The 25,859-nt window shown below is 64.9% G+C and carries 24 protein-coding genes and 1 other annotated feature; of the genes, 16 read left to right on the top strand and 8 right to left on the bottom strand.

The window, feature by feature from the left end; translation table 11 throughout:
• Window positions 1–55: 55 nt before the first annotated feature.
• Window positions 56–1,666, bottom strand: coding sequence for a phosphoenolpyruvate carboxykinase (locus tag C8J42_RS08775; protein ID WP_133019684.1), 1,611 nt, complete (start codon window positions 1,664–1,666; stop codon window positions 56–58).
• 180 nt (window positions 1,667–1,846) lie between these two features.
• On the opposite strand from C8J42_RS08775, the gene C8J42_RS08770 reads away from it, so the two are divergent.
• The 9 genes from C8J42_RS08770 (at window position 1,847) to C8J42_RS08730 (ending at window position 9,040) form a co-directional block, all read left to right on the top strand.
• Complete coding sequence (locus C8J42_RS08770) at window positions 1,847–2,554, top strand: response regulator transcription factor (protein WP_056058673.1); 708 nt, start codon at window positions 1,847–1,849, stop codon at window positions 2,552–2,554.
• A complete protein-coding gene (locus C8J42_RS08765; RefSeq protein WP_243644210.1) occupies window positions 2,526–4,106 on the top strand; it encodes a stimulus-sensing domain-containing protein in 1,581 nt (526 codons plus the stop codon). The genes C8J42_RS08770 and C8J42_RS08765 overlap by 29 nt, the downstream gene beginning before the upstream one ends.
• Window positions 4,107–4,115: 9 nt before the next feature.
• Window positions 4,116–4,547 carry an aldolase gene (locus C8J42_RS08760; protein ID WP_133019682.1) on the top strand — a complete coding sequence of 144 codons (432 nt, stop codon included), beginning with the start codon at window positions 4,116–4,118 and terminating at the stop codon, window positions 4,545–4,547.
• Window positions 4,544–5,458 carry an RNase adapter RapZ gene (gene rapZ, locus C8J42_RS08755; protein ID WP_056481931.1) on the top strand — a complete coding sequence of 305 codons (915 nt, stop codon included), beginning with the start codon at window positions 4,544–4,546 and terminating at the stop codon, window positions 5,456–5,458. The genes C8J42_RS08760 and rapZ overlap by 4 nt, the downstream gene beginning before the upstream one ends.
• A 15-nt stretch (window positions 5,459–5,473) precedes the next feature.
• Window positions 5,474–5,881 carry a PTS sugar transporter subunit IIA gene (locus C8J42_RS08750; protein ID WP_056058662.1) on the top strand — a complete coding sequence of 136 codons (408 nt, stop codon included), beginning with the start codon at window positions 5,474–5,476 and terminating at the stop codon, window positions 5,879–5,881.
• Window positions 5,878–6,153: an HPr family phosphocarrier protein gene (locus C8J42_RS08745; RefSeq protein WP_133019681.1), complete on the top strand. Its 276-nt coding sequence runs from the start codon at window positions 5,878–5,880 to the stop codon at window positions 6,151–6,153. The genes C8J42_RS08750 and C8J42_RS08745 overlap by 4 nt, the downstream gene beginning before the upstream one ends.
• Before the next feature lie 126 nt (window positions 6,154–6,279).
• Window positions 6,280–7,095 (top strand): RNA methyltransferase, encoded by an 816-nt coding sequence (locus C8J42_RS08740; protein ID WP_133019680.1) that lies wholly within the window; start codon window positions 6,280–6,282, stop codon window positions 7,093–7,095.
• A 128-nt stretch (window positions 7,096–7,223) separates the two neighbouring features.
• Window positions 7,224–8,687, top strand: coding sequence for a L,D-transpeptidase family protein (locus C8J42_RS08735; RefSeq protein WP_133019679.1), 1,464 nt, complete (start codon window positions 7,224–7,226; stop codon window positions 8,685–8,687).
• 11 nt (window positions 8,688–8,698) lie between these two features.
• The gene (locus C8J42_RS08730) at window positions 8,699–9,040 is read left to right on the top strand and encodes a hypothetical protein (RefSeq protein ID WP_120300208.1); all 342 of its coding nucleotides are present in this window, start codon (window positions 8,699–8,701) and stop codon (window positions 9,038–9,040) included.
• 66 nt (window positions 9,041–9,106) lie between these two features.
• Here the strand turns inward: C8J42_RS08730 and C8J42_RS08725 are convergent, their stop codons facing one another.
• Window positions 9,107–10,579, bottom strand: a complete 1,473-nt coding sequence (locus tag C8J42_RS08725; RefSeq protein ID WP_133019678.1) for a SulP family inorganic anion transporter — start codon at window positions 10,577–10,579, stop codon at window positions 9,107–9,109.
• Window positions 10,580–10,650: 71 nt separating this feature from the next.
• Window positions 10,651–10,706, bottom strand: a sequence feature (sul1 is cis-regulatory element that is thought to sense ions involved in sulfur or methionine metabolism; They are found in Alphaproteobacteria).
• 172 nt (window positions 10,707–10,878) lie between these two features.
• On the bottom strand, window positions 10,879–11,322 hold the full coding sequence (locus tag C8J42_RS08720) for a DUF488 domain-containing protein (protein WP_107955615.1): 444 nt from the start codon (window positions 11,320–11,322) through the stop codon (window positions 10,879–10,881).
• Window positions 11,323–11,380: 58 nt separating this feature from the next.
• Here C8J42_RS08720 and trmFO point away from each other — a divergent pair, with 58 nt between their 5' ends.
• Window positions 11,381–12,748: a methylenetetrahydrofolate--tRNA-(uracil(54)-C(5))-methyltransferase (FADH(2)-oxidizing) TrmFO gene (trmFO, locus tag C8J42_RS08715; protein ID WP_133019677.1), complete on the top strand. Its 1,368-nt coding sequence runs from the start codon at window positions 11,381–11,383 to the stop codon at window positions 12,746–12,748.
• On the opposite strand, the gene C8J42_RS08710 is transcribed toward trmFO, so the two are convergent.
• Complete coding sequence (locus C8J42_RS08710) at window positions 12,684–13,169, bottom strand: EF-hand domain-containing protein (protein ID WP_243644208.1); 486 nt, start codon at window positions 13,167–13,169, stop codon at window positions 12,684–12,686. The genes trmFO and C8J42_RS08710 overlap by 65 nt on opposite strands.
• A gap of 50 nt (window positions 13,170–13,219) precedes the next feature.
• Complete coding sequence (locus tag C8J42_RS08705; RefSeq protein WP_133019675.1) at window positions 13,220–13,876, bottom strand: squalene/phytoene synthase family protein; 657 nt, start codon at window positions 13,874–13,876, stop codon at window positions 13,220–13,222.
• 151 nt (window positions 13,877–14,027) lie between these two features.
• Here C8J42_RS08705 and C8J42_RS08700 point away from each other — a divergent pair, with 151 nt between their 5' ends.
• The 3 genes from C8J42_RS08700 to C8J42_RS08690 are packed head-to-tail and all read left to right on the top strand — an operon-like array spanning window position 14,028 to window position 17,340.
• Window positions 14,028–15,962, top strand: coding sequence for a TadE/TadG family type IV pilus assembly protein (locus tag C8J42_RS08700; protein ID WP_133019674.1), 1,935 nt, complete (start codon window positions 14,028–14,030; stop codon window positions 15,960–15,962).
• The gene (locus C8J42_RS08695; RefSeq protein ID WP_243644207.1) at window positions 15,959–16,558 is read left to right on the top strand and encodes a TadE/TadG family type IV pilus assembly protein; all 600 of its coding nucleotides are present in this window, start codon (window positions 15,959–15,961) and stop codon (window positions 16,556–16,558) included. The genes C8J42_RS08700 and C8J42_RS08695 overlap by 4 nt, the downstream gene beginning before the upstream one ends.
• Window positions 16,549–17,340 (top strand): histidine kinase, encoded by a 792-nt coding sequence (locus C8J42_RS08690; protein WP_133019673.1) that lies wholly within the window; start codon window positions 16,549–16,551, stop codon window positions 17,338–17,340. Before C8J42_RS08695 ends, C8J42_RS08690 begins: the two co-directional genes overlap by 10 nt.
• A 38-nt stretch (window positions 17,341–17,378) precedes the next feature.
• Here C8J42_RS08690 and C8J42_RS08685 read toward each other — a convergent pair whose 3' ends face one another.
• Both C8J42_RS08685 and pdhA read right to left on the bottom strand, forming a co-directional pair.
• Window positions 17,379–18,809 (bottom strand): pyruvate dehydrogenase complex E1 component subunit beta, encoded by a 1,431-nt coding sequence (locus C8J42_RS08685; protein WP_133019672.1) that lies wholly within the window; start codon window positions 18,807–18,809, stop codon window positions 17,379–17,381.
• Entirely contained in the window at window positions 18,809–19,816 is a 1,008-nt protein-coding gene (gene pdhA, locus C8J42_RS08680) for a pyruvate dehydrogenase (acetyl-transferring) E1 component subunit alpha (protein ID WP_107955681.1), read from the bottom strand. Before pdhA ends, C8J42_RS08685 begins: the two co-directional genes overlap by 1 nt.
• Window positions 19,817–20,335: 519 nt before the next feature.
• On the opposite strand from pdhA, the gene C8J42_RS08675 reads away from it, so the two are divergent.
• From C8J42_RS08675 to C8J42_RS08665, 3 genes are read left to right on the top strand one after another with little or no spacing between them, the layout of a single operon-like run.
• Window positions 20,336–21,688 carry an MFS transporter gene (locus C8J42_RS08675; protein WP_133019671.1) on the top strand — a complete coding sequence of 451 codons (1,353 nt, stop codon included), beginning with the start codon at window positions 20,336–20,338 and terminating at the stop codon, window positions 21,686–21,688.
• Window positions 21,685–22,605, top strand: coding sequence for a cysteine synthase A (gene cysK, locus C8J42_RS08670; protein ID WP_133019670.1), 921 nt, complete (start codon window positions 21,685–21,687; stop codon window positions 22,603–22,605). Before C8J42_RS08675 ends, cysK begins: the two co-directional genes overlap by 4 nt.
• Entirely contained in the window at window positions 22,602–23,915 is a 1,314-nt protein-coding gene (locus tag C8J42_RS08665) for a cell wall hydrolase (protein WP_243644205.1), read from the top strand. The genes cysK and C8J42_RS08665 overlap by 4 nt, the downstream gene beginning before the upstream one ends.
• Window positions 23,916–24,056: 141 nt before the next feature.
• Here the strand turns inward: C8J42_RS08665 and C8J42_RS08660 are convergent, their stop codons facing one another.
• Window positions 24,057–25,859, bottom strand: a complete 1,803-nt coding sequence (locus C8J42_RS08660) for an acyl-CoA dehydrogenase C-terminal domain-containing protein (protein WP_133019669.1) — start codon at window positions 25,857–25,859, stop codon at window positions 24,057–24,059.

Raw genomic sequence — 25,859 nt, 5'->3', positions numbered from 1 at the left:
GCTCGACTTCGTCGTGTGGGCCCCTTCCTCTCCCCGAGGGGAGAGAAGTTTAGGGTTAGGCCGCCTCTTTCACTTTCGGCGCCGCTTGCCGGACACCCTCGTCGACATGCTCGGCGAACTGGGCGAAGTTCTCGACGAACAGGTCAACCAGCTTGGCCGCGGTCGCGTCGTATGCGTCCGTGTCCGCCCAGGTCGCTCGCGGATCGAGCATCGCGCTGTCGACTCCTGGTACGCTCACTGGCACCTGGAACCCGAAGTTAGGGTCCGTACGGAACTCGGCATCGTTCAAACTGCCGTCTAGCGCCGCGTTCAGCAGCGCCCGCGTCGCCTTGATCGGCATGCGGTTGCCGACGCCGTATTTGCCGCCGGTCCAGCCGGTGTTGACCAGCCAGCAATCGACGCCGCCCTTCGCGATCCGCTCCTTCAGCAGGTTCCCGTACACCGACGGATGCCGCGGCATGAACGGTGCGCCGAAGCAGGTCGAGAAGGTTGCATCGGGCTCGGTCACCCCGATCTCGGTACCGGCGACGCGTGCGGTGTAGCCCGAGAGGAAGTGATACATCGCCTGGTCGGGCGTGAGCTTCGCGATCGGCGGGAGGACACCGTAGGCATCCGCGGTCAGCATCACGATGTTGCGCGGGACCGGCCCCATGTTCTCGGCCGACGCATTCGGGATGAAGTCGATCGGATACGCACCGCGGCTGTTCTCGGCGAGCGTATGATCGTCGAGATCGAGCAGCCGCGTCGCCGGGTCCATCACGACGTTCTCCAGCACCGTGCCAAAGCGCTTGGTGGTCGCGAAAATCTCCGGTTCGGCATCGGCGGAGAGGCGGATCATCTTGGCGTAGCACCCGCCCTCGAAATTAAAGACGGCGGTGTCCGACCAGCCATGCTCGTCGTCGCCGATCAGCGTCCGGCTGGCATCGGCCGACAACGTCGTCTTGCCGGTGCCCGACAGGCCGAAGAACACCGCGGTGTCGCCGTTAGCGCCCATGTTCGCCGAGCAATGCATCGGCATCACCCCGGTCGGCGGGAGGAGGTAATTGAGGAGGCCGAACACCGACTTCTTCATCTCGCCGGCATATTTAGTGCCGCCGATTAGGATCAGCTTGTCGGTGAAGTTGACCGCGATCACCGTCTCGCTACGGCAGCCGTGACGCGCGGGATCGGCGCGGAAGCTCGGCAGGTCGACGATGGTGTAGTCCGCGACGAAGTCCTTCAGCGCAGCCTGCTCGGGGCGCACGAGCATCGTCCGGATGAAGAGGTTATGCCACGCCAGTTCGGTGACGACGCGGACGTTCACCCGGTGATCGGGCTGCGAACCGCCATACAGGTCCTGCACGAACAGCTCGTCCTTGGCGGCCAGTGCGGCGAAGAAATCCTCCTTCAGCGCGGCGAAATGCGCGGGCTCCATCGCCTTGTTGCTCTTGCCCCACCAGACCGTCGCGTCGGTCTCGGCATCGCGGACGATGAACTTGTCCTGCGCCGAGCGACCGGTATGCGCGCCGGTCTCGACCACCAGCGGGCCATCGGCGGACAGCGTCCCCTCGCCCCGCTCCAGCGCGGCCTCGACGAGCTGCGCTGTGACCAGGTTCCAGTGTAGATTGGCGCGGGTTTCGATCCCTTGCGCGGATAGGCCGACGGCCGGAATACGCTCGCTCGACACGGGCTCTCTCTCCTAAGTTTTATCGCATACGTATGTATGTCGTTGCGGCCGGCTGTACGGGGCAGTTTTCCACCGGTCAAATCCACTGATCTGCAGCGCCGTCCCGATACGGCTCTAGTTGAGTGCGGCGGCGGTTTGCCCTACGCCGACACGCCAACGACCGAGGCGAACCAACCCAACATGACGGCAACGATCGCGCTGGTCGACGACGACCGCAACATCCTGACCTCCGTGTCGATCGCGCTGCAGACCGAGGGCTTCGTCACGCGTGTCTATTCGGACGGCGAGACCGCTCTGAAGGCGCTGACCGACAACCCGCCCGATCTTGCGGTGTTCGACATCAAGATGCCGCGAATGGACGGGCTCGAACTGCTGCGCCGGCTGCGCGAGAAGAGCCAGATCCCTGTGATCTTCCTGACGAGCAAGGACGATGAGCTCGATGAGGCGCTCGGGCTTGCGATGGGCGCGGACGACTATATCGCCAAGCCGTTCTCGCAGCGGCTGCTGATCGCCCGCATCCGTGCGATCCTGCGCCGTACCGAGCTGACGCAGTCGCCGGGTACCGAGACCGAGGCGGAAGCCGCCGGGCCGCTCGATCGCGGGCGTCTGAGCATGGATCCGGCGCGGCATCGCACGCTGTGGGGCGGCGAGCCGGTCACGCTGACGGTTACCGAGTTCATGATCCTCGAGACGCTCGCGCAGCGGCCCGGCATCGTGAAGACGCGCAACCAGTTGATGGATGCGGCGTACCAGGACGATATCTATGTCGACGACCGGACCATCGACAGCCACATAAAACGACTTCGCCGCAAGTTCCGGCAGGTCGACCCAGCCTTCGACGCGATCGAGACATTATATGGTGCCGGGTATCGATTTTCTGAGGAATGAGCTGGGCGTCGACGGCCGCGACCTCACGCTGCGGTGGTCGGGACAGATTTCGCTCACGCGGCGTATCCTGGCCGTCAACATCTTCGCTCTGCTGCTGCTTGCGGGCGGGTTCTTCTATCTCGACTCGTATCGCAGCCGGGTGGTCGACAACCGCGTTGCGCAGACGGCGCGCGAAGCACGGCTGATCGGCGAGGCGATTGCCGCGGTCGATCCGGCGTTGCGCGATCCGCTGGTGTTGCGGCTTGCCCGCGATACGGGGTCACGGATTCGGCTGTTCGATGCGGCAGGGCGCACGATCGCCGACAGTCGCGCTCTGGGCTTGCGCAACTTCGTGCTGATGGATCCGGACAAGGAAGACTGGGACCAGACGATCGCCCGCTTTCTCGACGCGTCGATCGACGTGATCGTAATGGCGCCCCGCCCGCCGCTCTACCGCGAGCGCAGCGGTACGCAGCAATGGCCCGACGTGAGCGCAGTCCGCGGCCGCAGCGCCGTCTCCACGACGGTCTGGCGCGCGCCCGACCGCACGCCCGTGCTGACCGCCGCCGCGCCGCTCCGCGCTGGCGGGGTCGTGATGACGACGGTCAATGCGCGGGACATTACCAAGACGGTGCGGATCGAGCGGTTCCGGCTCAGCATGGTGCTGCTCGGCGTGTCGATCGTCTCGGTCCTGCTGTCGCTGTTCCTCGCCCGCACGATCGTCCGCCCGCTTCGTCGTCTCGCCCGGGCGGCGGTGCGAGTCAGGTTAGGTCGTGCACGTGAAGTCGTCGTGCCGCGCCTCCCCTCTCGCCGTGACGAACTCGGCATGCTTGCGCGCGCGTTGTCGGACATGAGCCTCGCGCTCAGGGCGCGCATCGATGCGACCGAGGCGTTCGCCGCGGACGTCACGCACGAGATGAAGAACCCCCTCGCCTCGCTCCGGTCCGCGGTGGAGGGATTGTCGCGCGTGAAGGACCCGGCGCTTCAGGCGCAACTGCTCGCTATCGTGCGCGACGACGTTCAGCGGCTCGATCGGCTGCTCTCCGACATCTCCGAAGCCTCGCGACTCGATGCGCAGCTGAGCCGCGCCAAGTTCGAACCGGTCGACATCGCCGCGATGATCGACGGGCTGGTCGCACAACGTGAAGCCCGCGGGGTCGAGCGCGGCATCCGGCTCCGGTTCGATCGCAACCCAGACGATCGTGCGATCATACTCGGCGAAGGCGCGAGACTTGAACGCGTGTTCGAGAACCTGATCGACAACGCACTCTCCTTTTCGCCCGACGCCGGCCTGATCGCGATCTCCGCAATTCGCGAGGGCGAGGACCTCGTCATTCGTGTCGAGGACGAAGGTCCCGGCGTTCCCGAGGAGGCGCGCGAGGACGTGTTCAAGCGCTTCCACTCGGTCCGCCCCGACAGCGAGACGTTCGGCCAGCATTCCGGGCTGGGCCTCGCGATCGCCCGCACGATCGTCGACGGCCACCAAGGGGCGATCTTCGTCGAATCGCGTGAGGACCGGCTCGATGGCGCGCGCTTCGTCGTAAGGCTACCGCTCGCCGAATTGCCGGGGTAAGGACGCCGCGTGGTCGTTCCTTCCTCTGACAGGCTCCACGCCACCACGGTCGCGATCGACGGCATGGCCGTGATGATCGAGGGCGCGTCGGGATCGGGCAAGTCCGACCTCGCGTTGCGCCTGATCGATCGTGGCGCGATCCTCGTCAGTGACGACCAGACGCTCGTGGTGCGCACGGGCGATACCTTGCTCGCGCGTGCACCGATTACGATCGCAGGACGGATCGAAGTCCGCGGGATCGGCATCCTCGCCATGCCGTACGTCGAGGACGTTCCCGTCGGGCTCCTCGTCCGTGTCGATAGCGCGATCGAACGGATGCCCGAACGCCCCGTATGTAACATTGCCGGGATCGACGTCCGCCAGATCGCGATCGATCCCTTCGAAGCCTCCGCCCCGATCAAGGTCGAACTCGCATTGCGCAATCCGGAGCCATTAGAATGACGCGTCCTAAGGACATCCTTCTCGTCACCGGCATGTCAGGGGCGGGCAAATCCACCGTGCTCAAGACGCTGGAGGATCTCGGCTGGGAAGTGGTCGACAACCTTCCGCTGTTGCTGCTCGACCGCCTGCTCGACGCACCGCTCCCCGAAGGATCGACCAACGACTCGCAGCCGCTCGCGATCGGTATCGGCGCGCGGACACGCGACTTCGACCCCGAACGGATCGTCGGCCGCATCCGTGATCTCCGCGACCGTCATGGGCTCGAGATCGGAATGCTGTTCCTCGACTGCTCGGGCGCCGAACTCGAACGTCGCTATTCCGAGACCCGCCGTCGCCACCCGCTCGCACTAGACCGTCCCGCAAACGACGGGATCAGCCGCGAGCGCGAGCTGCTCGCGCCACTTCGCGACTGGGCGAACCGCCTGATCGATACGACCGACATGGCTGCCAACGAACTCGCGCAACAGATTCGCGCGAGCTTTGCGGGCGGGGAACTCGGCGCGCCGACGCTGTCGATCCGCTCGTTCGGTTTTGCCCGCGGCCTGCCCCGCAACGCCGACCTCGTGTTCGACATGCGCTTCCTGCGCAATCCGCACTGGGACCCGGAGTTGCGCCCCGGCACCGGGCTGGACGCCGACGTGTCCGCCTACATCATGGACGACCCCGCCTACGAAGCCGCAGTGAGTCGGATCGAGGAGCTGCTGATGCTGCTGCTCCCGCGCTACCGGGCGGAAGGCAAGTCGTATGTCACCGTCGCGTTCGGGTGTACCGGAGGGAGACACCGGTCGGTCCACGTCGCTGACCGCGTGGCGCGACGGTTGCGCGACGCGGGATTTTCGCCCAGTATCGCACACCGCGACCTGGGGGCCGCTCCACAAGATGCGCTCGAAGGATCACCGGTCGTCTTATGAGTATGAAACGCTGACATGATCGGCCTTGTTCTGGTAACGCACGGTCGACTGGCCGAGGAATTCGTTCGCGCGATGATCCACGTCGTCGGCCCGCAGGAACGCGTCGCGCCGATCGCGATCGGTCCCGACGACGACATGGAGGAGCGCCGCGCGGATATCGCCGCCGCGATCCAGGCGGTCGATGTCGGGCGCGGCGTGATCGTGCTGACCGACCTGTTCGGTGGCACCCCGTCCAATCTCGCCATCTCGCTGATGGAGCGCGGTCGGATCGAGGTGATCGCGGGCATGAACCTGCCGATGCTGATCCGGCTGGGCTCGGCGCGCAAGTCGATGACCGTCGTCGCGGCGGTTGCGGCAGCGCGCGAGGCCGGGCGCAAATATATTTCGGTCGCCTCCGAGGTTCTCGGCGAGGCTGCGGCGTGAGCGAGGTCTCGCGCACCGTCCAGATCACCAATCGTCGTGGGCTCCATGCGCGGGCGAGTGCGAAGTTCGTGACGCTCGCGTCTTCGCACCCGGTCGAGGTCAGCGTGACCAAGGATGGGTCGGACCACGTCACCGGCACGTCGATCATGGGACTGATGATGCTCGGTGCTGCCATGGGTGACGCGATCACGATCAGCGCGACCGGTGACGGCGCGGAGCATACGGTCGCGGCGCTCGCCGAACTGGTCGAGGCGAAGTTCGGCGAGGATTGACCTTCTTACTCCCCTCCCGCAGGCGGGAGGGGTTGGGGGTGGGCGCGCGCTCACCATAATCGAACCATTTGCTGAGGCCGGGAGCCCACCCCCGGCCCCTCCCGCATACGGGAGGGGAGGACAAGAATGCCCCGCGAGATAACCGCCTTTTCGAACCCGCTGATCAAGTACGTCCGCGACTTGCGCGACAAGCGACATCGGCGCGCGGCCAAGCAGTTCCTCGCTGAAGGCCTGCGCATCCTCACCGAAGCGCGCGAGACCGGTCGCCTGCCGCGTACGCTGTTCTACGCTGCGGCGAGTGCGAACCATCCCCTCGTCCACGCGCTGTCGATGGACGTCGAGGATGCCGGCGGTGATTCGATCCAGACCACGCCGGACATTCTTTCAAAGCTGTCCGGCAAGGATAACCCGCAAGCAGTCGTCGGGGTGTTCGACGAGTTCGATGCGACGCTCGAAGACCTCGATCGCACCACCTCCGGCATCTGGCTGGTCGCCGAACGGCTACGCGATCCGGGCAACCTCGGCACGATCCTGCGCACCGGCGATGCGGTCGGCGCGGGCGGGCTGATCCTGATCGGCGAGTCGGTCGATCCCTTCTCGGTCGAGGCAGTCCGCGCGAGCATGGGGGCGCTGTTCACGATCCCCGTCGTCAAGACCGAGTGGGAGCCGTTCCACACCTGGCTGCGCACCGGCCCCGGGCAGCTCGTCGGTCTCAGCCTCGACACCGACACCGATTACCGGGCGGCGACCTATACCGGCCCGACCTTCCTGCTGACGGGTAACGAAGCGCAGGGCATGCCGCCGGAGATGGCCGAGGCGTGCGACGTGCTGGTCAAGATCCCGATGCTCGGCAAGGCGGACAGCCTCAATGCCGCCGTCGCGACCGCCGTGATGGCCTACGAAGTGCTGGCCCGGCAGGAAAAACCCGCCCCCCTGGCCTGAACCGTTCATTTTGCCCGATTGGCGATGCTTAGCGGGTCCGGTTCAGCTAAGGGAGAGCTACGTCGTGCGAAAGCATCGACCAGATACAAGACAGGACGATTATGGCTCGCGGTTTCGATGATGGACGAATGAAGACTGGCGTGGTCCGGTCGGTGCTCGCGGCAACACCGCTGTTGATGGCGACCGCGTCGTTCGCGCAGGTTACGCCGCCGCCGGTCGTCCCGACTGCGCCCGCCGCCATGCCGACGCCGACGCTCGCGCCGCCGGTCATCACCGTGCCGCCGTTGAGCGACGCGCAGGCCGCCTTGCTCGACAGACTACTCAATGGCGACATCGTCGCGCAGGGGCTGAAGTCGGCCGCAACCGCGTCGACTACCGCGCCGAGCAAGGACGAACTCGTCCGCGCGGCACTCGACCATGCCCGCGCGGTGCATGCTGGGCGGCTGAGCGAAGCCGACTTTCAGCGGGATTGGGGCCTGCGTCCACCGGCCTATGATCCGACGCCTGCCTTTGCCGATGCCGTGCGGCTCGACCGGATCGCAGCATGGTTCGCATCGCTGCCACCGCCCTATGCAGGCTATGATGGCCTGCGGAAGGGCCTCCAAAATTACCGGTCGATCGCGTCTGCTGGCGGCTGGGCTCCGCTCGCGTCGGGTCCCGATTTTACGATCGGCGCGACCGGTCCTCGCGTGATCGCGCTGCGCAAGCGTCTCGCGGCGGAGGACAAGGACGTCGCGACCAGCGGCGACCGTTTCGACGCGCCGCTGGTGGAAGCGGTACGCCGTGCCCAGCGTCGCTATGGTCTCAACCCGAGCGGGATCGTTTCGACGCAGACTCTCGCCGCGCTCAATGTCTCCGCCGGTGATCGCGTGCGTCAGATCATGGCGAACATGGAGCGCTGGCGCTGGCTGCCCCAGGACCTGCCGCGCGATCGTATCCAGGTGAATATCGCCGCGGCCGTGCTGACGGTGTTCGATGGCGATACCCCCGTGCAGTCGATGCGCGCGGTGACGGGCCGGCCCGGGGACGAGACGCCGATGCTGTCCTCGACGATCCACAGCATTGTGATCAATCCGCCGTGGAACGTGCCGACGTCGATCGCGACCAAGGAACTGTGGCCGAAGGAGAAGGCCAACCCCGGCTATTTCAAGCGCAACGGCATCAAGGTGATCGACGGCACGCGGTTGCAGCAGCAAGCCGGCGACCAGAGCGCGCTGGGGCGGTTCAAGTTCGATTTCGCCAACGACTATTCGGTCTATCTCCACGATACGCCCAGCCGTGCGAAGTTTGCGAGTTTCAGCCGGCTTGCGAGCCATGGCTGCGTTCGCCTTGAAAAGCCTGCGGAACTCGCAGACCTGCTGCTCAAGGGTGATCCATCCTGGACGCCCGAGATGGTCGACGCCGCGGTCGCCAAGGGTGACACGGTCCGTGCTCGCCTGACCAAGCCTGTGTCGGTGTATCTGCTCTACTGGACCGCGTTTGCTAGTGGCAACGGCCAGATGAACTTCCGCGCCGACCCTTATAACTGGGACGGCACCCTCGCTTCCAAGATCGAGGCGCGCACCGCTCGCCAGACGATCGCCGCTCGTTGAGAGGATCAGACATGACGATTTCCAACCGCACGCGTACCGCCATTGCCGGCGGCCTGCTTGCCGCAATGGCCATGGCCGGCTGCTCACGCTCGGAGCCCGATCAGCCGCCGACCGATACCAACATGGTCGAGGATACCGGCGTCACCGAGTCCGAAGCAGCGCCGACGCCTGCTCCGGCGCCGGTCGAGACGGCACCGGTCGAGGCTCCCCCGACGGTGAACGCGGTCGAGCCGGAACGCGAACCGCCGGTCGCGCCCGACGAGCAAATGCGCGACGATGCCGATGCGACGGGTATGACGGCACGCGTGACGCGTGACGAAGCGCCGGTCGAGAACGACACCGTTCCTCAGTAGTAAACAAAACTATTCTATAACAAAGGCTTGGCAGCTTCACTTCATTGAAGCTGCCAAGCCTGTACGTTAGTCGAGCAGCAGGGGCGCGTGGCGATCGACCAGCGTCTCGCTCGCCGTATTGAGCCCGACGACTTCGACCATCGTGCCGTGACGCCGCAGCTTGGCCACCACGTCTTCCAGCGCAGCGACGGCGGTGACATCCCAAAGATGCGCGCGCGTCAGGTCGATCCGCACTGCGCGTGCAGTCTCGCGAAGATCGAAGCGGTCCGCGAAGATATCGGCGCTAGCGAAGAACACCTGACCGCCGACACGGTAGATCCGCGTGTCGCTTGCCGTGTCGTGCTCGACCGTGACGTCCATCAGCCGCGTGACCTTCCACGCGAAGAACACGCCGCTGAGCAGCACGCCGACACCGACGCCAAGCGAAAGGTCGTGCGTTGCGACGGTGACGATCACGGTTGCGACCATCACCACGCTCGACATCTTGGGATGCCGGCCGAGTTCGCGGATCGAACCCCAAGAGAAGGTGCTGATCGACACCATGATCATGATCGCGACAAGCGCCGCGACCGGCACCTGCGCGACCCATGGCCTGAGCGGCACCATGACGACCAGCAGGAACACGCCTGCGACCAGCGTCGACAGCCGTCCTCGCCCGCCATAGCGGACGTTGCCGACGGTCTGGCCGATCATGCCGCAACCGGCGATGCCACCGAATGCGCCCGCGGCGATGTTGGCGAGGCCCAGCCCGGTGCACTCGCGCGCCTTCGAACTCGTCGTCTCGGTCAGCTCGTCGACCACGCTGGCGGTCATCATCGATTCGAGCAACCCGACCGCGGCCATCGCCAGCGCATAGGGGGCAACGATCCGCAACGTGTCCCAGGTGAAGGGCACGTCCGGCAGGCCAAACGACGGCAGGGTCGACGGCAACCGCCCGAGATCACCGACCGTCTTCAGCGGCATCGGCACCCACATCGCGATCGCGGTCAGCACGACGATACAGATCAGCGGCGACGGTATTACGCTCGAGATGCGCGGCATGAGGTAGATAATCGCGAGACCGCCGGCGATCATCGCATAGGCCTGCCAACTGACGCCGACCATCTGCGGCACCTGCGCGGAGAAGATCAGGATTGCGAGTGCGTTGACAAACCCGGTGCGGACCGACTTCGAGACGAACCGCATCAGCACGTCGAGCTTGGCGAGCCCGAACGCGATCTGGAGCAGCCCTGCGAGCATCGTCGCGACCAGCAGGTATTGCAGGCCGTGGGCGTGGACCAGCGCGGCGGCCACCAGCGCAACAGAGCCGGCCGCGCCGGAGATCATAGCTGGGCGCCCGCCGGCAAAGGCGATGACGATGCCGATCACGAACGACGCGAACAGGCCGACTTCGGGATCGATGCCCGCGACGAACGAGAAGGCGATGACCTCGGGAATCAGCGCGAAGGTGCCGACCATCCCGGCGAGAATGTCGCGGCGCGCGGCGGTCGGGCCGCTGAACCATTCGGCGCGGTAACGAGAAAAAGATAAGGATGTCATGGATGTATCCGCATAGGACGCACGAACCGCGGCGCTGTCTTGGCAGGCGGTTCACTTCAGAGGCGTCGTTGCGTTGTCCGGCGGATCGGCGGCCGGAATAGCCACCCGGAATTGCACCGGGTCCAGGGCGAATGGGTGCTCGTTAGCGGCGCGTGAGGCTGAAAGCAACGTTCGGCCATGAACCCATGCCCGTCATCCTGACGAAAGTCAGAATTCAGAGCCATGAGGCCAGTCCGCAATTACTCTGGATCCTGACTGTCGTCAGGATGACGGAGCGTTTGAAGCGAGTTCGACCTCTTCTAAGTGAACAGATCCACCACTTCGGCACCCTCGCCTACCGCCTGCAGCAGCAAGGTGCGGTGGCAATGGCACGGGTCGCGCTCATAACACAGCAGCGCGCTCGGCTTCTCGGCCGCCAGCCCGAGCATGATCGCTGCGGCCGCCTGCGCCTCGGGAAGCTCAAGCTGTTCGTCATAGACCGCCGTCAGCGTCGCGACGTCGCCCTTCTTGGCCGCATCGCGCCCGCGCTTCGGCGTGCCGAGCGCCTTCAGGTGCACGTAATCGATCTCTACCTCGCGTAACGAAGCGGCAAGCGAGGTCTTCGAAAACCCTGGTCGCCGCGACAACGGAAGCGCGCGGACGTCGATCACCCGCTCCACCCCCGCCGCCTTCAATGCCGCGAGGAAATCGGCCATCGTCGTGGCCTCATAGCCGATCGTGAAGATCTTCGTCGGGTCTGTCATGCAGGCGAAGTGGTATTGCGGACCTGACACGGCAAGCGTCCGTCGCTATCTGACCCGAATGACCCACGATATCCATGTCATCGGCGGCGGCCTCGCCGGCTCCGAAGCCGCTTGGCAACTCGCTGAAGCCGGCCTCAAGGTCCGCCTGTCCGAAATGCGCGGCAGCGGCGAAGAGACCCCTGCGCACCAGACTGACGGCCTCGCCGAACTCGTCTGCTCGAACAGCTTCCGCTCGGATGATGCCGAGGCCAACGCGGTCGGGCTGCTCCATCAGGAGCTGCGTACGCTCGGATCGCTGATCATGCGGCAGGCGGACATCCACCGCGTCCCCGCCGGCTCCGCGCTCGCCGTCGACCGCGACAATTTCTCGGCCAGCGTGACGGAGGCGATCGACCAGCATCCGAACATCACGCTCGTTCGCGAACGCATCGACGCACTGCCCGACGGCCCGACGATCATCGCCACCGGTCCGCTCACCGCCGCCTCGCTGGCCGCCGGGATCGGTGCCGAGACCGGCCGCGAGGCGCTCGCGTTCTTCGACGCGCTCGCGCCGATCGTCCACCGCGATTCGATCGACATGGACACCGCGTGGTTCGCGTCGCGCTGGGACAAGGGCGAGGGCAAGGATTACATCAACTGCCCGATGGACAAGGACCAGTATCTGGCCTTTCACCAGGGCCTGATCGATGGCGAGAAGACCCCGTTCAAGGAATGGGAGAAGGACACACCGTATTTCGACGGCTGCATGCCGATCGAGGTAATGGCGGAGCGCGGCGTCGATACGCTGCGCTATGGCCCGATGAAGCCGGTCGGGCTCGACAACCCGAAGACCGGGCGCTGGCCGCACGCCGTCGTCCAGCTCCGGCAGGATAACGCGCAGGGCACGCTGTGGAACATCGTCGGCTTCCAGACCAAGATGAAGCATGCCGACCAAGTCCGCTTGTTCCGCACCATCCCCGGTCTTGAGAATGCCGAGTTCGCGCGATTGGGTGGCCTGCACCGCAACACCTTCATCCGATCGCCGGAATTGCTCGACGAGACGCTGCGGTTGAAGTCGCGCCCGAACATTCGTTTCGCAGGCCAGATCACCGGGTGCGAAGGATATATCGAGAGCTGCGGGATCGGGATGCTCGCCGGGCTGTTCGCGGCGGCCGAACTCACAGGCACGACTCTGATGCCCCCGCCCTATGCGACGGCGCTCGGTGCCCTGCTGGGCCACATCACCGGCGGCGCAGAGGTCGAGACGTATCAGCCGATGAACGTCAATTTCGGCCTGTTCCCGCCGATCACGGGCCGCACCAAGAAGGCGGATCGCAAGCGGATGTACACGGATCGTGGCCGCGCGGCGCTCGCAGAGTGGCTCAACTCTCCTCGGCAACAGCCTGAACCGGCGGACAATTCATCCGAGCTGGCCCCTTCCGCTTGACCGCCGTCGTGGCAAATTCGGGGGCGGTCATCGTTCCCGATTTGTCACGGTCGGCGTCGGCGAATTTGGTCGTCGCCTTCACCGCCCATTCGTCGAACGACAGCTTGCCATCGCCATCGACGTCCAGCCGCGCGTAAGCCTTGCGCCGCTGGACCAGATATTCTTCGCGCGTGATCTTGGCATCGCGGTCCTTGTCGTAGCGATCGAACCGCTTCTGCTCGCGAGTCTTTTCGGTCGCCTCAGGCGCGGCATCGGGTAGCGGATCGGACGCGCCCGCGGCGTCGCTCACCTGCGCCATCGGCTGAGGCGGTAGCAGCGGACCCGGCCGCGCCTTCCCGCTGAACACCATGAACCCCGCCGCGATCAACGCGATCAACGCCGCACCGCCCGCCAGATACCGCCACATCGCCGCCGCCCCCATTGCCCAGCCCGCACGCTAGGCCTCGCCGCAGACGATCCCCATCCGATTGGTCAGTATCCGGTCAATCTATGCCACGCCAACCGCGCGATGCGCCGTGTCGGCCCCGGCGAACCACCCATTGCTGCAGCGTTGTCGAATTGCGCGAGCAACGCGATGGCACCCAGCGATCGGGCAGCCCGCGGCCACCGCGCCCCGAACGCCGTTTCAAACCGTGCATGGGCCAATGACCGCGCGAGGTTGGCCAGCGATGGATCCGTCACGCTTCGGGAGAGATCGACCAGCGCCCATCCTTCGCCTGCGATACCCACCCGCGGGTCCTCGACGCCAAGGATCATCGACGCCGCTTCGAACAACCGGCCGCCCCGTTCGACAGCAAAGGCTTCGATCGTCGCCGGATCGACCTCCGCCTGCAGCAGCGTCTCCCAACCATCAGTCATCGCCGCGAGCGACGTTCCGGATACGCGGCCTGGCAACACCGATAGCGCAATCGCTTGTAGTACAGGCTCTTGGGGCGCGGGTGCCGTGTCCAGTCGCGTCAACGCTTCGTGCCACCAAGTCAACCGCATCTGCCCGACCAGAGGCTCGCGCGTGGAACGAACGATCGTCGCAAGTCGGTCATCGAGCGCAAACAGCGTTTCCAGTGCGACCCGCGCGGCCGGCGGAGCGTAGCTCAGAGCAAGGGCATGGCCCGGATCGGCAGAGTTCATGCCTTGCCCATAGCGCCCCCGATCGCGTCGATCATCCCGCATCATTCGGCATGACCTAGTTACTACTCAATTAACCATATGTTTTGAGCCCGGCTTACGGGGTCGTACCGCATGACGCGGCGAGATCGATGATGATCCTGTCGGGATACCCATGACCACGAAGCACGGCATGCAGACGATAAAGGCGACGACCGTTCTCGGTCGGCTGCGTAACGACGTGCGCGGCAATACCATTGCCATCATGGCGGCAGCGATGATCCCGCTGGCTGCGCTGGCCGGTTCTGCAATCGACGTCGCGCGGCTGTATGTCGTAAAGGTCCGCCTTCAGCAGGCCTGCGATGCCGGTGCCCTCGCCGGGCGCAAATTCATGACCAGCAGCAACCTCACGACACTGGACAAGACCGCCACCGACCAGGCAAACGCGTTCTTCAAGAACAATTTCCGCCTCGGTTGGATGGGCACGAAGACCGCAATCTTCACGCCGTCGAAAACAACCGATCAGCAGGTCGCGGGCGTTGCCAGTTCTTCGGTTCCGATGACCATCATGAAGATGTTCGGCGCTCCCGACGTGACGCTGAGCGTAAAATGCGAAGCACGTTACGACGTTGCCGACGCCGACATCATGTTCGTCCTCGATACGACCGGGTCCATGGCTTGCACGACCGCGGACGGTACGGGGGGCTGCAGCCAGCCTGTCGTGTCCTATAGGCAAGACGACGGCAACACCGGCTACTACGTCACCGAAAAAAGCGAGTCGAAATTGTCTGGCTTGCGCAGTGCAGTGCTCAATTTCTACGATACGCTGGCAGGCAACGTCGATCCCACCACGAACATCCGCTACGGCTTCGTCACGTATACGTCTACGGTTAACGCTGGCTACGCGTTGACGAGCCTGTCCCCGGACAATCTCGTGAAAACCTGGAATTATGAGAGCCGCAGAATTATCGGCGATGCGAACAACGGCCAGGCCAGCACGACGACATACAGGAACATCACGCAATCGGTCTGCAGCGGCTATGCGACACGGTCTCCGTCGCGTGGCTACACGACGTCGGGCACCGCAACGGCGTCGACCGTGTCTTGGACCGGGAATACGTCGACGTCGAACGTGGGAACCTGCACCGTGACGTCGCAACCGGTGAAGCCCAACTGGTTTTACACCCAGGTCAACTACGACGTCAGCAAGTACATTACGGGCGTCGATGTTCCCGATCCGAGCAAGATCACTGGCACGACCGCGAAGTGGCAGGGCTGCGTTGAGGAGCGCACCACAACCGCAGGCGCGTCGTCGTTCAACCAGAGCAGCCTGCCCGCCGATCTGGATCCCGATCTGCCGGCGACGAATGACGACACACGATGGCGGCCGATGTGGCCCGATGTGATTTATTACCGCGGCACAGGCACGTCGGCGACGAACAACGGCGTTACCTATGCGGGTAACAGCGCGACGCCCTATGGCGATTACTATGTCAACGCGAACGATCAGCAGATGACCGCATACACCAATATGATCGCCAACCCGACGCCGGCCTGGAACAAGAACATATCGCTCGGTTACGTGTCCTGCGGCAAGAAGGTGCAACGCCTGGCAAAATTGTCTCGAGACGACGTCGATGATTACGTCAACGCCAGCGACTTCAAGGCACAAGGCGGCACGTATCACGATACCGGCATGATCTGGGGTACCCGGATGATCTCACCGACCGGTATGTTCGCTGCGGATACGGCACCTTGGCCGGGCCGATCCGCGCCGAACCGCTACATCGTATTCATGACCGATGGCGACATGACGCCGAACTACGACCTCTACGGAATGTATGGCATTGAACGCTACGACAAGCGTGTCACCGGCGGCGACTCTTCGGATCAACTCGACGATCACAATGCGAGGTTCGTCGCTGAATGTACTGCAGCCAAGGCGCGCAACATCAAGGTGTTCGTGGTCGGGTTCGGACAGACGCTGACGACGCAACTGACCGCGTGCGCCTCTCCCGGGCAGGCCTATTACGCCAGCGACAATGACTCGCTGCAGGCGGCGTTCAAGTCGATCGCCAATCAGGTCGCCATGCTGCGGATCTCGAAGTGAGGAAGCTCGACATCTTTCGCTATTTCAGCAACAACCGGCGTGGCGTGACGGTGATCGAATTCGCGATGGTCCTCCCCGTCATGCTCGCCATGATCATGGGGTTGGGCGAACTGATGTATCAGGTCTATGCGCAATCGATCCTCGAAGGTGCGATCCAGAAAGCGGGTCGCGATTCAGCGATCCAGGGCGGGGCGGACAATGCTGCTGCGATCGACCAGTCCGTGCTCGACATGGTAAAGACGATCTCGTCCGGCGCCAGCTTCGTCGGTACGCCCAAGCGCGCGAACTATGCGACGTTCACTTCGGCAAAGCCCGAACCATTCACCGATACGAACGGCAACGGCGTACGCGATGCAAAAGAGTGTTTCGACGACATCAATGGCAACGGGACGTACGACACCGATCCCGGCGCATCCGGCCAGGGCGGTGCCAACGACGTCACGCTCTACACGGTCAAGATCAGCTATCCGCGGCTCTTTCCGGTCGCCAGCTTCTTTGGTGTTGCCCCCACCCAGACGATCGTCGCCAAGACGTTCCTGAAGAACCAGCCCTATGCCTCACAGTCCGCCGTCACGGTGAAGAACATATGCACTTGATTACCGTGTATGACCGCGCGACAGCGTTCGCCCGTCGGTTCCGTGACGATCGATCGGGGCTTGCGCTGCTCGAGTTCGCCTTCACCGCGCCTCTGGTCGTCACGCTCGGCCTATGGGGTGTCGAGACTGCCAATCTCGCGCTCGCCAATCTACGCGTCAGCCAAGTTGCGCTCAATCTTGCCGACAACGCCTCGCGCGTCGGCGTCCAGAGTACGCTGGTAACCCAGCAACTGCGCGAAGTGGATATCAACGACGTCTTTGCCGCCGCCAGGGCCCAGGGGGCGGCATGGGACCTTACCACTCGCGGACGTATCACCTTGTCCAGCCTGGAGGCTGACAAGGACGGCAAGCAGACGATACACTGGCAACGGTGCCTCGGCATGAAATCCGGTGCCGGCTATGATTCGACCTATGGTCGTACGACGATATCGGGCGGCTCTCCGGCCGCTGCCGATAGCACCACCGCGCCCTATGATCCAACTGCGGGGGTCAACACCAGTATGTCAGGTGCGGACAATTCGGCATCCCATCCGGGGAGCGTCATCCCCGGTGGTATGGGCGAGACCGGTGCCAAGGTCGTATCACCCAACAATTCAGGCGTGATGTTCGTCGAGATCAACTACGACTACAAGCCAGTCGTCGGCACCGGCTGGCTGCCGAACGGGGCAGCCAAGCTCCGCTACATCGCATCGTTCATCGTCCGCGACCGGCGCGATTTCGGCCAGGTCTATAATCCGTCACCGGCGGCCACACTGATGACCTGCAACAAATACACGAGCTGAGGTGCAGTCGCCGCGTGAGGCCGCGACTGCACCCTCGATCACTTCTTGTAAGTAACCTTCTTCACCGCCGTCACGACCTTCGCGACGTCGACCAGCATCAGTTTTTCGAGGTTCGCCGCATAGGGCATCGGCACGTCTTCGTTCGTGACGCGCAGCACTGGCGCGTCGAGGTCGTCGAAGCCGTGCTCCATCACCACCGACACGATCTCCGAGGCGATCGAGCAGGTTGCCCAATTCTCTTCGACGATGATCATGCGGTTGGTCTTGGCGAGGCTCTTCAGGACCGTCTCGGTGTCGAGCGGGCGCAGCGTGCGCAGGTCGATGACCTCCGCGTCGATGCCCTCTTCGGCGAGCTTCTCGGCGGCTTCGAGGCTGATGCCCACGCCGATCGAGTAGCTGACGATCGTGACGTCCTTGCCCTCGCGGACGATCCGCGCCTTGCCGATCGGCAGGACGTGGTTGTCGAGTTTGGGAACGTCGAAGCTGCGACCGTACATCAGCTCGTTTTCGAGGAACACGACCGGATCCTCGGTGCGGATCGCCGCCTTCAACAGGCCCTTCGCGTCCGCCGCGTCATACGGCGCGATCACGATCAGGCCGGGTACGCTCGCATACCACGCCGCGAAGTTGTGCGAATGCTGCGCACCCACGCGCGACGCCGCGCCGTTCGGACCACGGAACACGATCGGGCAGCGCATCTGGCCACCCGACATGTAGTTGGTCTTGGCGGCCGAGTTGATGATGTGGTCGATCGCCTGCAACGCGAAGTTGAAGGTCATGAACTCGACGATCGGGCGCAAGCCCCCCATCGCCGCGCCTGCACCGATGCCGGCAAAGCCGTATTCGGTGATCGGCGTGTCGATCACCCGACGGTCGCCGAACTCGTCGAGCAGCCCCTGCGTGACCTTGTACGCGCCCTGATACTGCGCGACTTCCTCGCCCATCACGAAGACGCGGTCGTCCTCGCGCATTTCCTCGGCCATCGCATCGCGCAAGGCTTCGCGGACGGTCGTCTTGACCATCTCGGTGCCCTCGGGGATCGCCGGGTCGGAGATGCCGACTTTCTCTGCCGACGCTACGAGCTGCTGCGTGCCGCTCTCGGCCTTCGCGGGCGAGGCGCCTTCGGGAACCGGGGGAGCCTTGTCGTCCGATGGCGTTTCCTTCGGCGCGGCGTTGGCCGCATCGCCGGAGCGTGCCTCGGTTGGCTTGGCGTCGGTCGCGCTCTCGCCCTCTTCGAGGATCGTCGCGATGACGGTGCCGACCTTCACGTTGTCGGTGCCTTCGGCGACGCTGATCGAGCCGATCGTGCCTTCGTCGATCGCTTCGAACTCCATCGTCGCCTTGTCGGTCTCGATCTCGGCGAGGATATCGCCCGACTTGACGCTGTCGCCTTCCTTGACGAGCCACTTGGCCAGCGTGCCCTCTTCCATCGTCGGGGAGAGCGCGGGCATCTTGATCTCGATCGCCATCAGTACTTCTCCACCAGAACGTCGGTGTAGAGCTCGGCAGCATCCGGCTCCGGGGTCTGCTCGGCGAAATCGGCGGCTTCGTTCACGATTTTCCTGATTTCCTGTTCAAGGGACTTGAGGTCCGCCTCGGTCACGCCCTGCGCGTCGAGCAGCTTCTTCATGTGATCGATTGGATCCGACTTGTCGCGGACCGCCTGGACCTCGTCACGCGTGCGGTACTTGGCCGGATCGGACATCGAGTGGCCACGATAGCGATAGGTCTTCATCTCGAGGATGACAGGGCCCTTGCCGGCGCGGACCCACGCCAGCGCTTCCTCGGCGGCACCGCGGCAGGCGAGCACGTCCATGCCGTCGACCTGGATACCGGGAATACGGAAGCTCTCGCCGCGGCGATACAGCTGGTCCTCGGCCGAGGCGCGATTGACGCTGGTGCCCATCGCATACTGGTTGTTCTCGATCACGAAGATGATCGGCAGCTTCCACAGCTCGGCCATGTTGAAGCTCTCGTACACCTGGCCCTGGTTCGCGGCGCCGTCGCCGAAATAGGCCATGCAGATGCCGCCGTCGTTCGAGTATTTATGCTTGAACGCGAGGCCGGTGCCGAGCGACACCTGCGCACCGACGATGCCGTGGCCGCCGTAGAATTTATGCTCGGTCGAGAACATGTGCATCGACCCGCCCTTGCCCTTCGAGATCCCCGAATTGCGTCCGGTCAGCTCGGCCATGATCACCTTCGGGTCAATCCCGTAGGCGAGCATGTGGCCGTGATCGCGGTAGCCGGTAATCACCGAATCGGTCTCGCCGTTGAGCGCGGACTGCAGGCCGACAGCGACCGCTTCCTGGCCGATGTAGAGATGGCAGAAGCCACCGATCAGGCCCAAGCCATAGAGTTGGCCCGCTTTTTCCTCGAAACGTCGGATCAGCAGCATCTGCCGATACATTTCGAGCAGTTCGTCCTTCGACGCCTCGTACGGCTTTGGTTCGGCCGGTCGTTCGCGGTTCGTAATCGGCGGTTCGGCGATTGCGCGTGCTGGTGGGGGGGTCTTGGCCACGATGTGGGAAACCTCGTTTTCCGTAGGGGAGTTGAGGGAGCCTATAGGCGCGGACGGGGCGGAACATCAATTCCCGTCTGGGGTATGTCGGTTTGCGGGGTGTGGGATGGGGCGCTCGATAGGTCGCGCGAGCCCTACCGCACGAGCAAACCACCCCGGCGAAGGCCGGGGCCCAATTGGTAAGGTTGTAGTAACGACGCTCATCGCTCAGTTGGCGACGTCCCCCAATTGGGCCCCGGCCTTCGCCGGGGTGGTGCCGATATGCAGGGATAGCGGTGGTGACGATCTGGTTGCTCAGACGGGACACCTCCCGCTTCCTTGTTCTCCCGCGAAGGCGGGAGCCCAGTCTGGGTCCCCGCCTTCGCGGGGAAACAAGCTTTCTTCGGTTGGGCATCCTCGGCTTGAGCCTCTATCCCCACCCCAAGCAAAGCTCCGGTTGCCCTGCCCGTTCACCCAAGCCTAAAGCCAACCGCAATGGACTCCACCGCAGACCCCCACCAGCATCCCTTACGGATCGCCAATTTCCGCGCCTATTGGCTGTCCCGCTTCACCGGCACTATAGCCGTCAGCGCGATGTCGATCGTGATCGGGTGGCAGGTCTACAACATCGCCCGCGAGACGATGGACATCCGCCAGGCGGCCTTCATGCTCGGCATGATCGGGTTCGCGCAGTTCGTGCCGCTGTTCCTCCTCACCCCGATCACCGGCTTGGTCGCGGACAGCTTCGACCGCCGCTGGATCGTTCGCGGCACGACCGCGCTGCTGGTACTGACGGCCGCAACCCTATGGTTGCTGACTTGGACGGGGCACCTCACGCTCGGCGTGCTGTTCGTGGCTGCGGTAGCGTTCGGCGTCGCCCGAGCCTTCTCTGGCCCAGCCTATTCAGCACTGGCCCCCAACCTGGTCCCACGCGCCGTCCTTCCGACCGCGATCGCAATCAGCTCGATCGCCTGGCAGGTCGGCACGATCGCGGGCCCGAGCGTCGGGGGCCTCCTCTACGCGATCCACCCGGAGGTCGCCTACGGCGTCGCGACGATCCTGTTCGTCGTCGCGCTCCTCTTCATGTTCCTGATCGGCCCGGTGCCGCAGCCCGCCGCGCAGACCGACCACCGCCCCCTCGCCCGGATCATCGAGGGCTTCACCTATGTCCGGCGCAACCGCCTCGTCCTCGCCACCATCACGCTCGACCTGTTCGCGGTGCTGCTCGCCGGCGCCACGTCGCTACTCCCGGTCTATTCGCGCGACATCCTCCACGTCGGCTCGCAGGGGCTCGGCGTTCTCGCCGCCGGCATGGGGATCGGCGCGGCGGTGACGGCGATCTGGTTCTCGGTCCGACCGATGAGCACCAACGTCGGCGTGAAGATGCTCGTGGCTGTCGTTGTGTTCGGCCTCGCGATCCTGACCTTCGGCGTCGCCACGCCCATCGTAAACCTGCTCGGCATCGCGCCCGGAACGATCGGCGGCATCCCCGTCCAGCCCGCCTTCGTCCTCAGCCTCGTCGCGCTGATCGTCGCGGGCGGCGCGGACATGATCTCGGTCTATGTCCGCCAGTCGCTCATCCAGCTCCACACGCCCGACGCGATGCGCGGCCGCGTCAGCGCGGTGTCGCAGCTCACCATTTCGGCCTCGAACGAACTGGGCGAATTCGAGAGCGGCGTGATGGCGTCGCTGCTCGGTCCGGTCGGCGCGGTGGTGTTCGGCGGCGTCGGTGCTATTGCGATCACGATCGGCTGGGCGCGACTGTTCCCGGAACTAGGCCGCGCGAAAACCTTTGATCCCCCAGAGATCCTAGAGACCGAACCCGAACACGGAGAAGCCAAGCCATGAAGGCCAACTCGATCCTCGATACGATCGGCAACACGCCGCACGTCCGCCTGTCGAAGCTGTTCCCCGAATCCGAAGTGTGGGTGAAGTCCGAGCGTTCGAACCCAGGCGGGTCGATCAAGGACCGCATCGCGCTAGCCATGATCGAGGCAGCGGAGAAGGACGGCCATCTTCAGCCCGGCGGCACGATCATCGAGCCGACCAGCGGCAACACCGGCATCGGCCTCGCCCTCGTCGCCGCGGTGAAGGGCTACAAGATCGTCCTCGTCATGCCCGAGAGCATGTCGATCGAACGCCGTCGCTTGATGCTCGCATACGGCGCGACCTTCGACCTGACTCCGCGCGAGAAGGGCATGAAGGGCGCGATCGAGCGTGCGAAGGAACTGGTCGAGCAGACGCCCGGCTCGTGGATGCCGCAGCAGTTCGAAAACCCTGCGAACATCGCCGTGCATCTCGCTACGACCGCACAGGAAATCCTCGCCGACTTCCGCGACACGCCGATCGACGTGATCATCACCGGCGTCGGCACCGGTGGTCACATCACCGGCGTCGCCGAGGCGCTGAAGAAGGAATGGCCGTCGCTCAAGGTCTACGCGGTCGAGCCCGCCGCATCGCCGGTGATCGCCGGCGGCCAGCCGGGGCCTCACCCGATCCAGGGCATCGGCGCAGGCTTCATCCCGGTCAATCTGCACACGCAGGCGCTCGATGGCGTGATCGAGGTCGACGCCGCGGTGGCGAAGGACATGGCGCGCCGTTCGGCGACCGAAGAGGGCATGCTGGTCGGCATCAGCTCGGGCGCGACGCTCGCAGCGATCCTTCAGAAGCTCCCCGATCTGCCTGACAACGTTCGGGTTCTCGGGTTCAACTACGACACCGGCGAGCGCTATCTGTCGGTCCCGGACTTCCTGCCCGAACAGTGACAGCAGAGCTTTCCGCGCGCGGCACGAACGTGCTGCGCGCCATCCTCGTCGGCGTCTCCGGGCTGGCGATCGTTGGGCCTGTGCTGGTCGTCGCCAACGCGCCGACGATCGTCCACGTGTCGAAGCGGGTGAAGCTGCCCGCGGGCCGGGTCGTGCCGCAAGCCGAAGTGCCTGAGGTCGAGCCGGTCAAGTTCGTCGATCTCAGCCCCGAAGACGCGCGTGCGTTCAACGCGACCGTGCCGTTCTCGACCGATCCCAACCCGGCGGCGCGGCCGTTCCGCTTCGCCGGCGGGCCGGAGGATCTGGCGCGCGCGACGGACTGCATGGCGGCGGGCATCCTCTACGAGGCGGGCGATGATACGCTTGGCGAACGCGCGGTCGCGCAGGTCGTGCTGAACCGCTTGCGCCACCCGGCCTTTCCGAAGACCGTGTGCGGCGTCGTGTTCGAGGGGCAGGACCGTTCGACCGGCTGCCAGTTCAGCTTCAGCTGCGACGGCGCGCTTACCCGGTGGCACCCGACCGACGACGCCTGGCGTCGCGCGCGCGAAGTTGCTGCGGCGTCACTGTCCGGCGCGGTGTTCAAGCAGGTCGGCTATGCCACGCATTACCATACCGACTGGGTCGTGCCGTACTGGCAGTCGAGCCTCGACAAGATCACCGCGGTGAACACGCACCTGTTCTTCCGCTGGTCGGGCTGGTGGGGCACGCCGCCTGCGTTCGGGCGTCACCCGGAGACCGTCGAGCCGGTCATCGCGCAGCTCGCGGAACTGTCGGACGCGCACAAAACCGGCGCTGCGTTGGCTGAGGCGGATGCCGCGCTTGCAGAGGCGTCGATCGCGATGGGGTTCGGACCCGTTGCGGAAACGACGCCTGCTCCCGCGGTGCCAGTCGATGGCGATACTATCCTCGTAGCCCTGCCCCGTGGCCAGACCGCCGACGGACTCACTACGCTCGCGGCACAGGCGTGCGGGGACAAGCCGTTCTGCCGGTACATGGCGTGGACAGACGGCAGCAAGGCGGCGACATCGCTCCCGCTGGCACCCGCCCAGACCGCCGCGCTGGGCTTCAGCTACCTGCGCGACCGGTCGAGCAATTATGAGAAGTCGCTGTGGAACTGCCGCCAGTTCAAGCGCGTCGATCCGACGCAGTGCATGAAGGTTCAGGCGACGCTGACGGCTGTGCCGGTGCCTGCCGCGGTTTTGCCAACTGCTCCGGCGGCTGCCGAATTGAACGGAGTGCGGCGGAAGACGGTGGTGGCTACCCCGCCCCTGCCGACGACCACGCCAGTCTCTACCGCCGCTCCTAAGTAGGGAAGCGCAACCTGCCCCCCTCCCTGAAAGGGAGGGGTTGGGGGTGGGTCGGCCCGCTTGAGCCACAACGGTTCGGATCCGCGGAAACCGACCCACCCCCTGCCCCTCCCTTCCAGGGAGGGGAGCAAAAGGCAGATCCGATCAGGCGGCCATGAACATCTCGGGTGGCAGCGCCATCAGCGACTCCGCCCCACCTTCGATCTTGCGACGCAGCGCGCCCGCATCCGGCAGGATCCGCTCGGCGTAGAACCGCGCCGTCACCAGCTTGGCGTCGAGGAACGCGGTCTCGCCCTCGCCCGCTGCCTTCAGCTTCGCCGCAGCGACCGCCATCCGCAGCCACATCGTGCCAACCGCGACGATGCCCATCAGGTGCATGTAGCTGACCGCGCCCGCACCCACGTTCTCGGGGTTCTTCATGCCGTTGGCCATGAACCACATCGTCGCCGCCTGAAGCTGGCCGTTCGCCTTCTCCAACGCCTCGGCGAACACAGACGTCGCTTCATCGCCCTTCGCCGCAGCGACGTCGTCCGCCACCAGCTTGAAGAACGCCTGGATCCCGCGCCCGCCATTCTGCGCGAGCTTGCGCCCGACCAGGTCCATCGCCTGCACGCCGTTGGTGCCTTCGTAGATCATCGCGATCCGGGCATCGCGGACATACTGCTCCATGCCCCATTCGGCGATGTAGCCGTGACCGCCGTAAACCTGCTGCGCGTTGGTCGCGATCGCATAGCCCATGTCGGTGCCGTAGCCCTTGATGACCGGGGTCAGCAGGCTGATGATGTCGCCGGCGAGCTGGCGCTCTTCCTCGGTCTCGGCATGATGCTCGAGATCGGCCTGGAGCGCGGTCCACAGGATCAGCGCGCGCAGGCCCTCGGTCAGCGACTTGCCCTCCATCAGCATGCGGCGGATGTCGGGATGGACGAACAGCGTGTCCGCCTTCTCCTGCGGCTCCTTCGGCCCGGTCAGCGCGCGGCCCTGGCGACGGTCCTGCGCATACTGAACGGCGTTCTGGTAGGCGACCTCGGCAACGCCGAGACCCTGCAAGCCCACGCCAAGACGTGCGGCGTTCATCATGATGAACATCGCGGCGAGGCCCTTCATCTCCTCGCCGACAAGCCAGCCGGTCGCCGAATCATAGTTCATCACGCAGGTCGAGTTCGCGTGGATGCCCATCTTGTGCTCGATCGACCCACAGGTGACGCCATTGCGCGCGCCGAGCGACCCGTCTTCCTCGACGAGGAACTTCGGCACGACGAACAGCGAGATGCCCTTCGAACTGTCCGGCGCGCCCGGCGTCTTGGCCAGCACGAGGTGGATGATGTTCTCGGTCAGGTCGTGTTCACCGCTCGAGATGAAGATCTTGGTGCCGGTGATCGCGTACGATCCATCTGCCTGCGGCTCGGCCTTGGTGCGGATCAGGCCCAGATCGGTGCCGCACTGCGGCTCGGTCAGGTTCATGGTGCCGCCCCATTCGCCCGACACCATCTTCGGCACGTACATCGCCTTCTGCGCGTCCGAGCCCTTGGCGATCAGCGCGGCGATCGCGCCGTGCGTGAGCCCTGGATACATCGCGAACGCCATGTTCGACGAGATCATGTATTCCTGGAACGCGGTCGATACGACGTGCGGCATGCCCTGCCCGCCATATTCGGGCTGGTTGCCGAGTGTCGCCCAGCCGCTCTCGACATACTGCTTGTACGCTTCCTTGAAGCCGTCCGGCGTCGTCACCGAGCCGTCCTCGTGCCGCGTGCAACCCTGCTGGTCGCCGGACAGGTTGAGCGGAAACAGCACTTCGGCGACGAACTTGCCGCCTTCTTCGAGCACTGCGTCGACGACGTCGGGCGAGGCCGCATCGAAGCCGGGGAGGTTATTGTAGCGATCGAGACCGACGACATGCTCGAGGACGAAACGCGTGTCGCGGACGGGGGGCGTATACTGGGGCAT

It is taken from the genome of Sphingomonas sp. PP-CE-1A-559 (assembly GCF_004340965.1).
Taxonomy (GTDB): domain Bacteria; phylum Pseudomonadota; class Alphaproteobacteria; order Sphingomonadales; family Sphingomonadaceae; genus Sphingomonas.
This window is presented reverse-complemented; position numbering and strand designations above follow the sequence as displayed.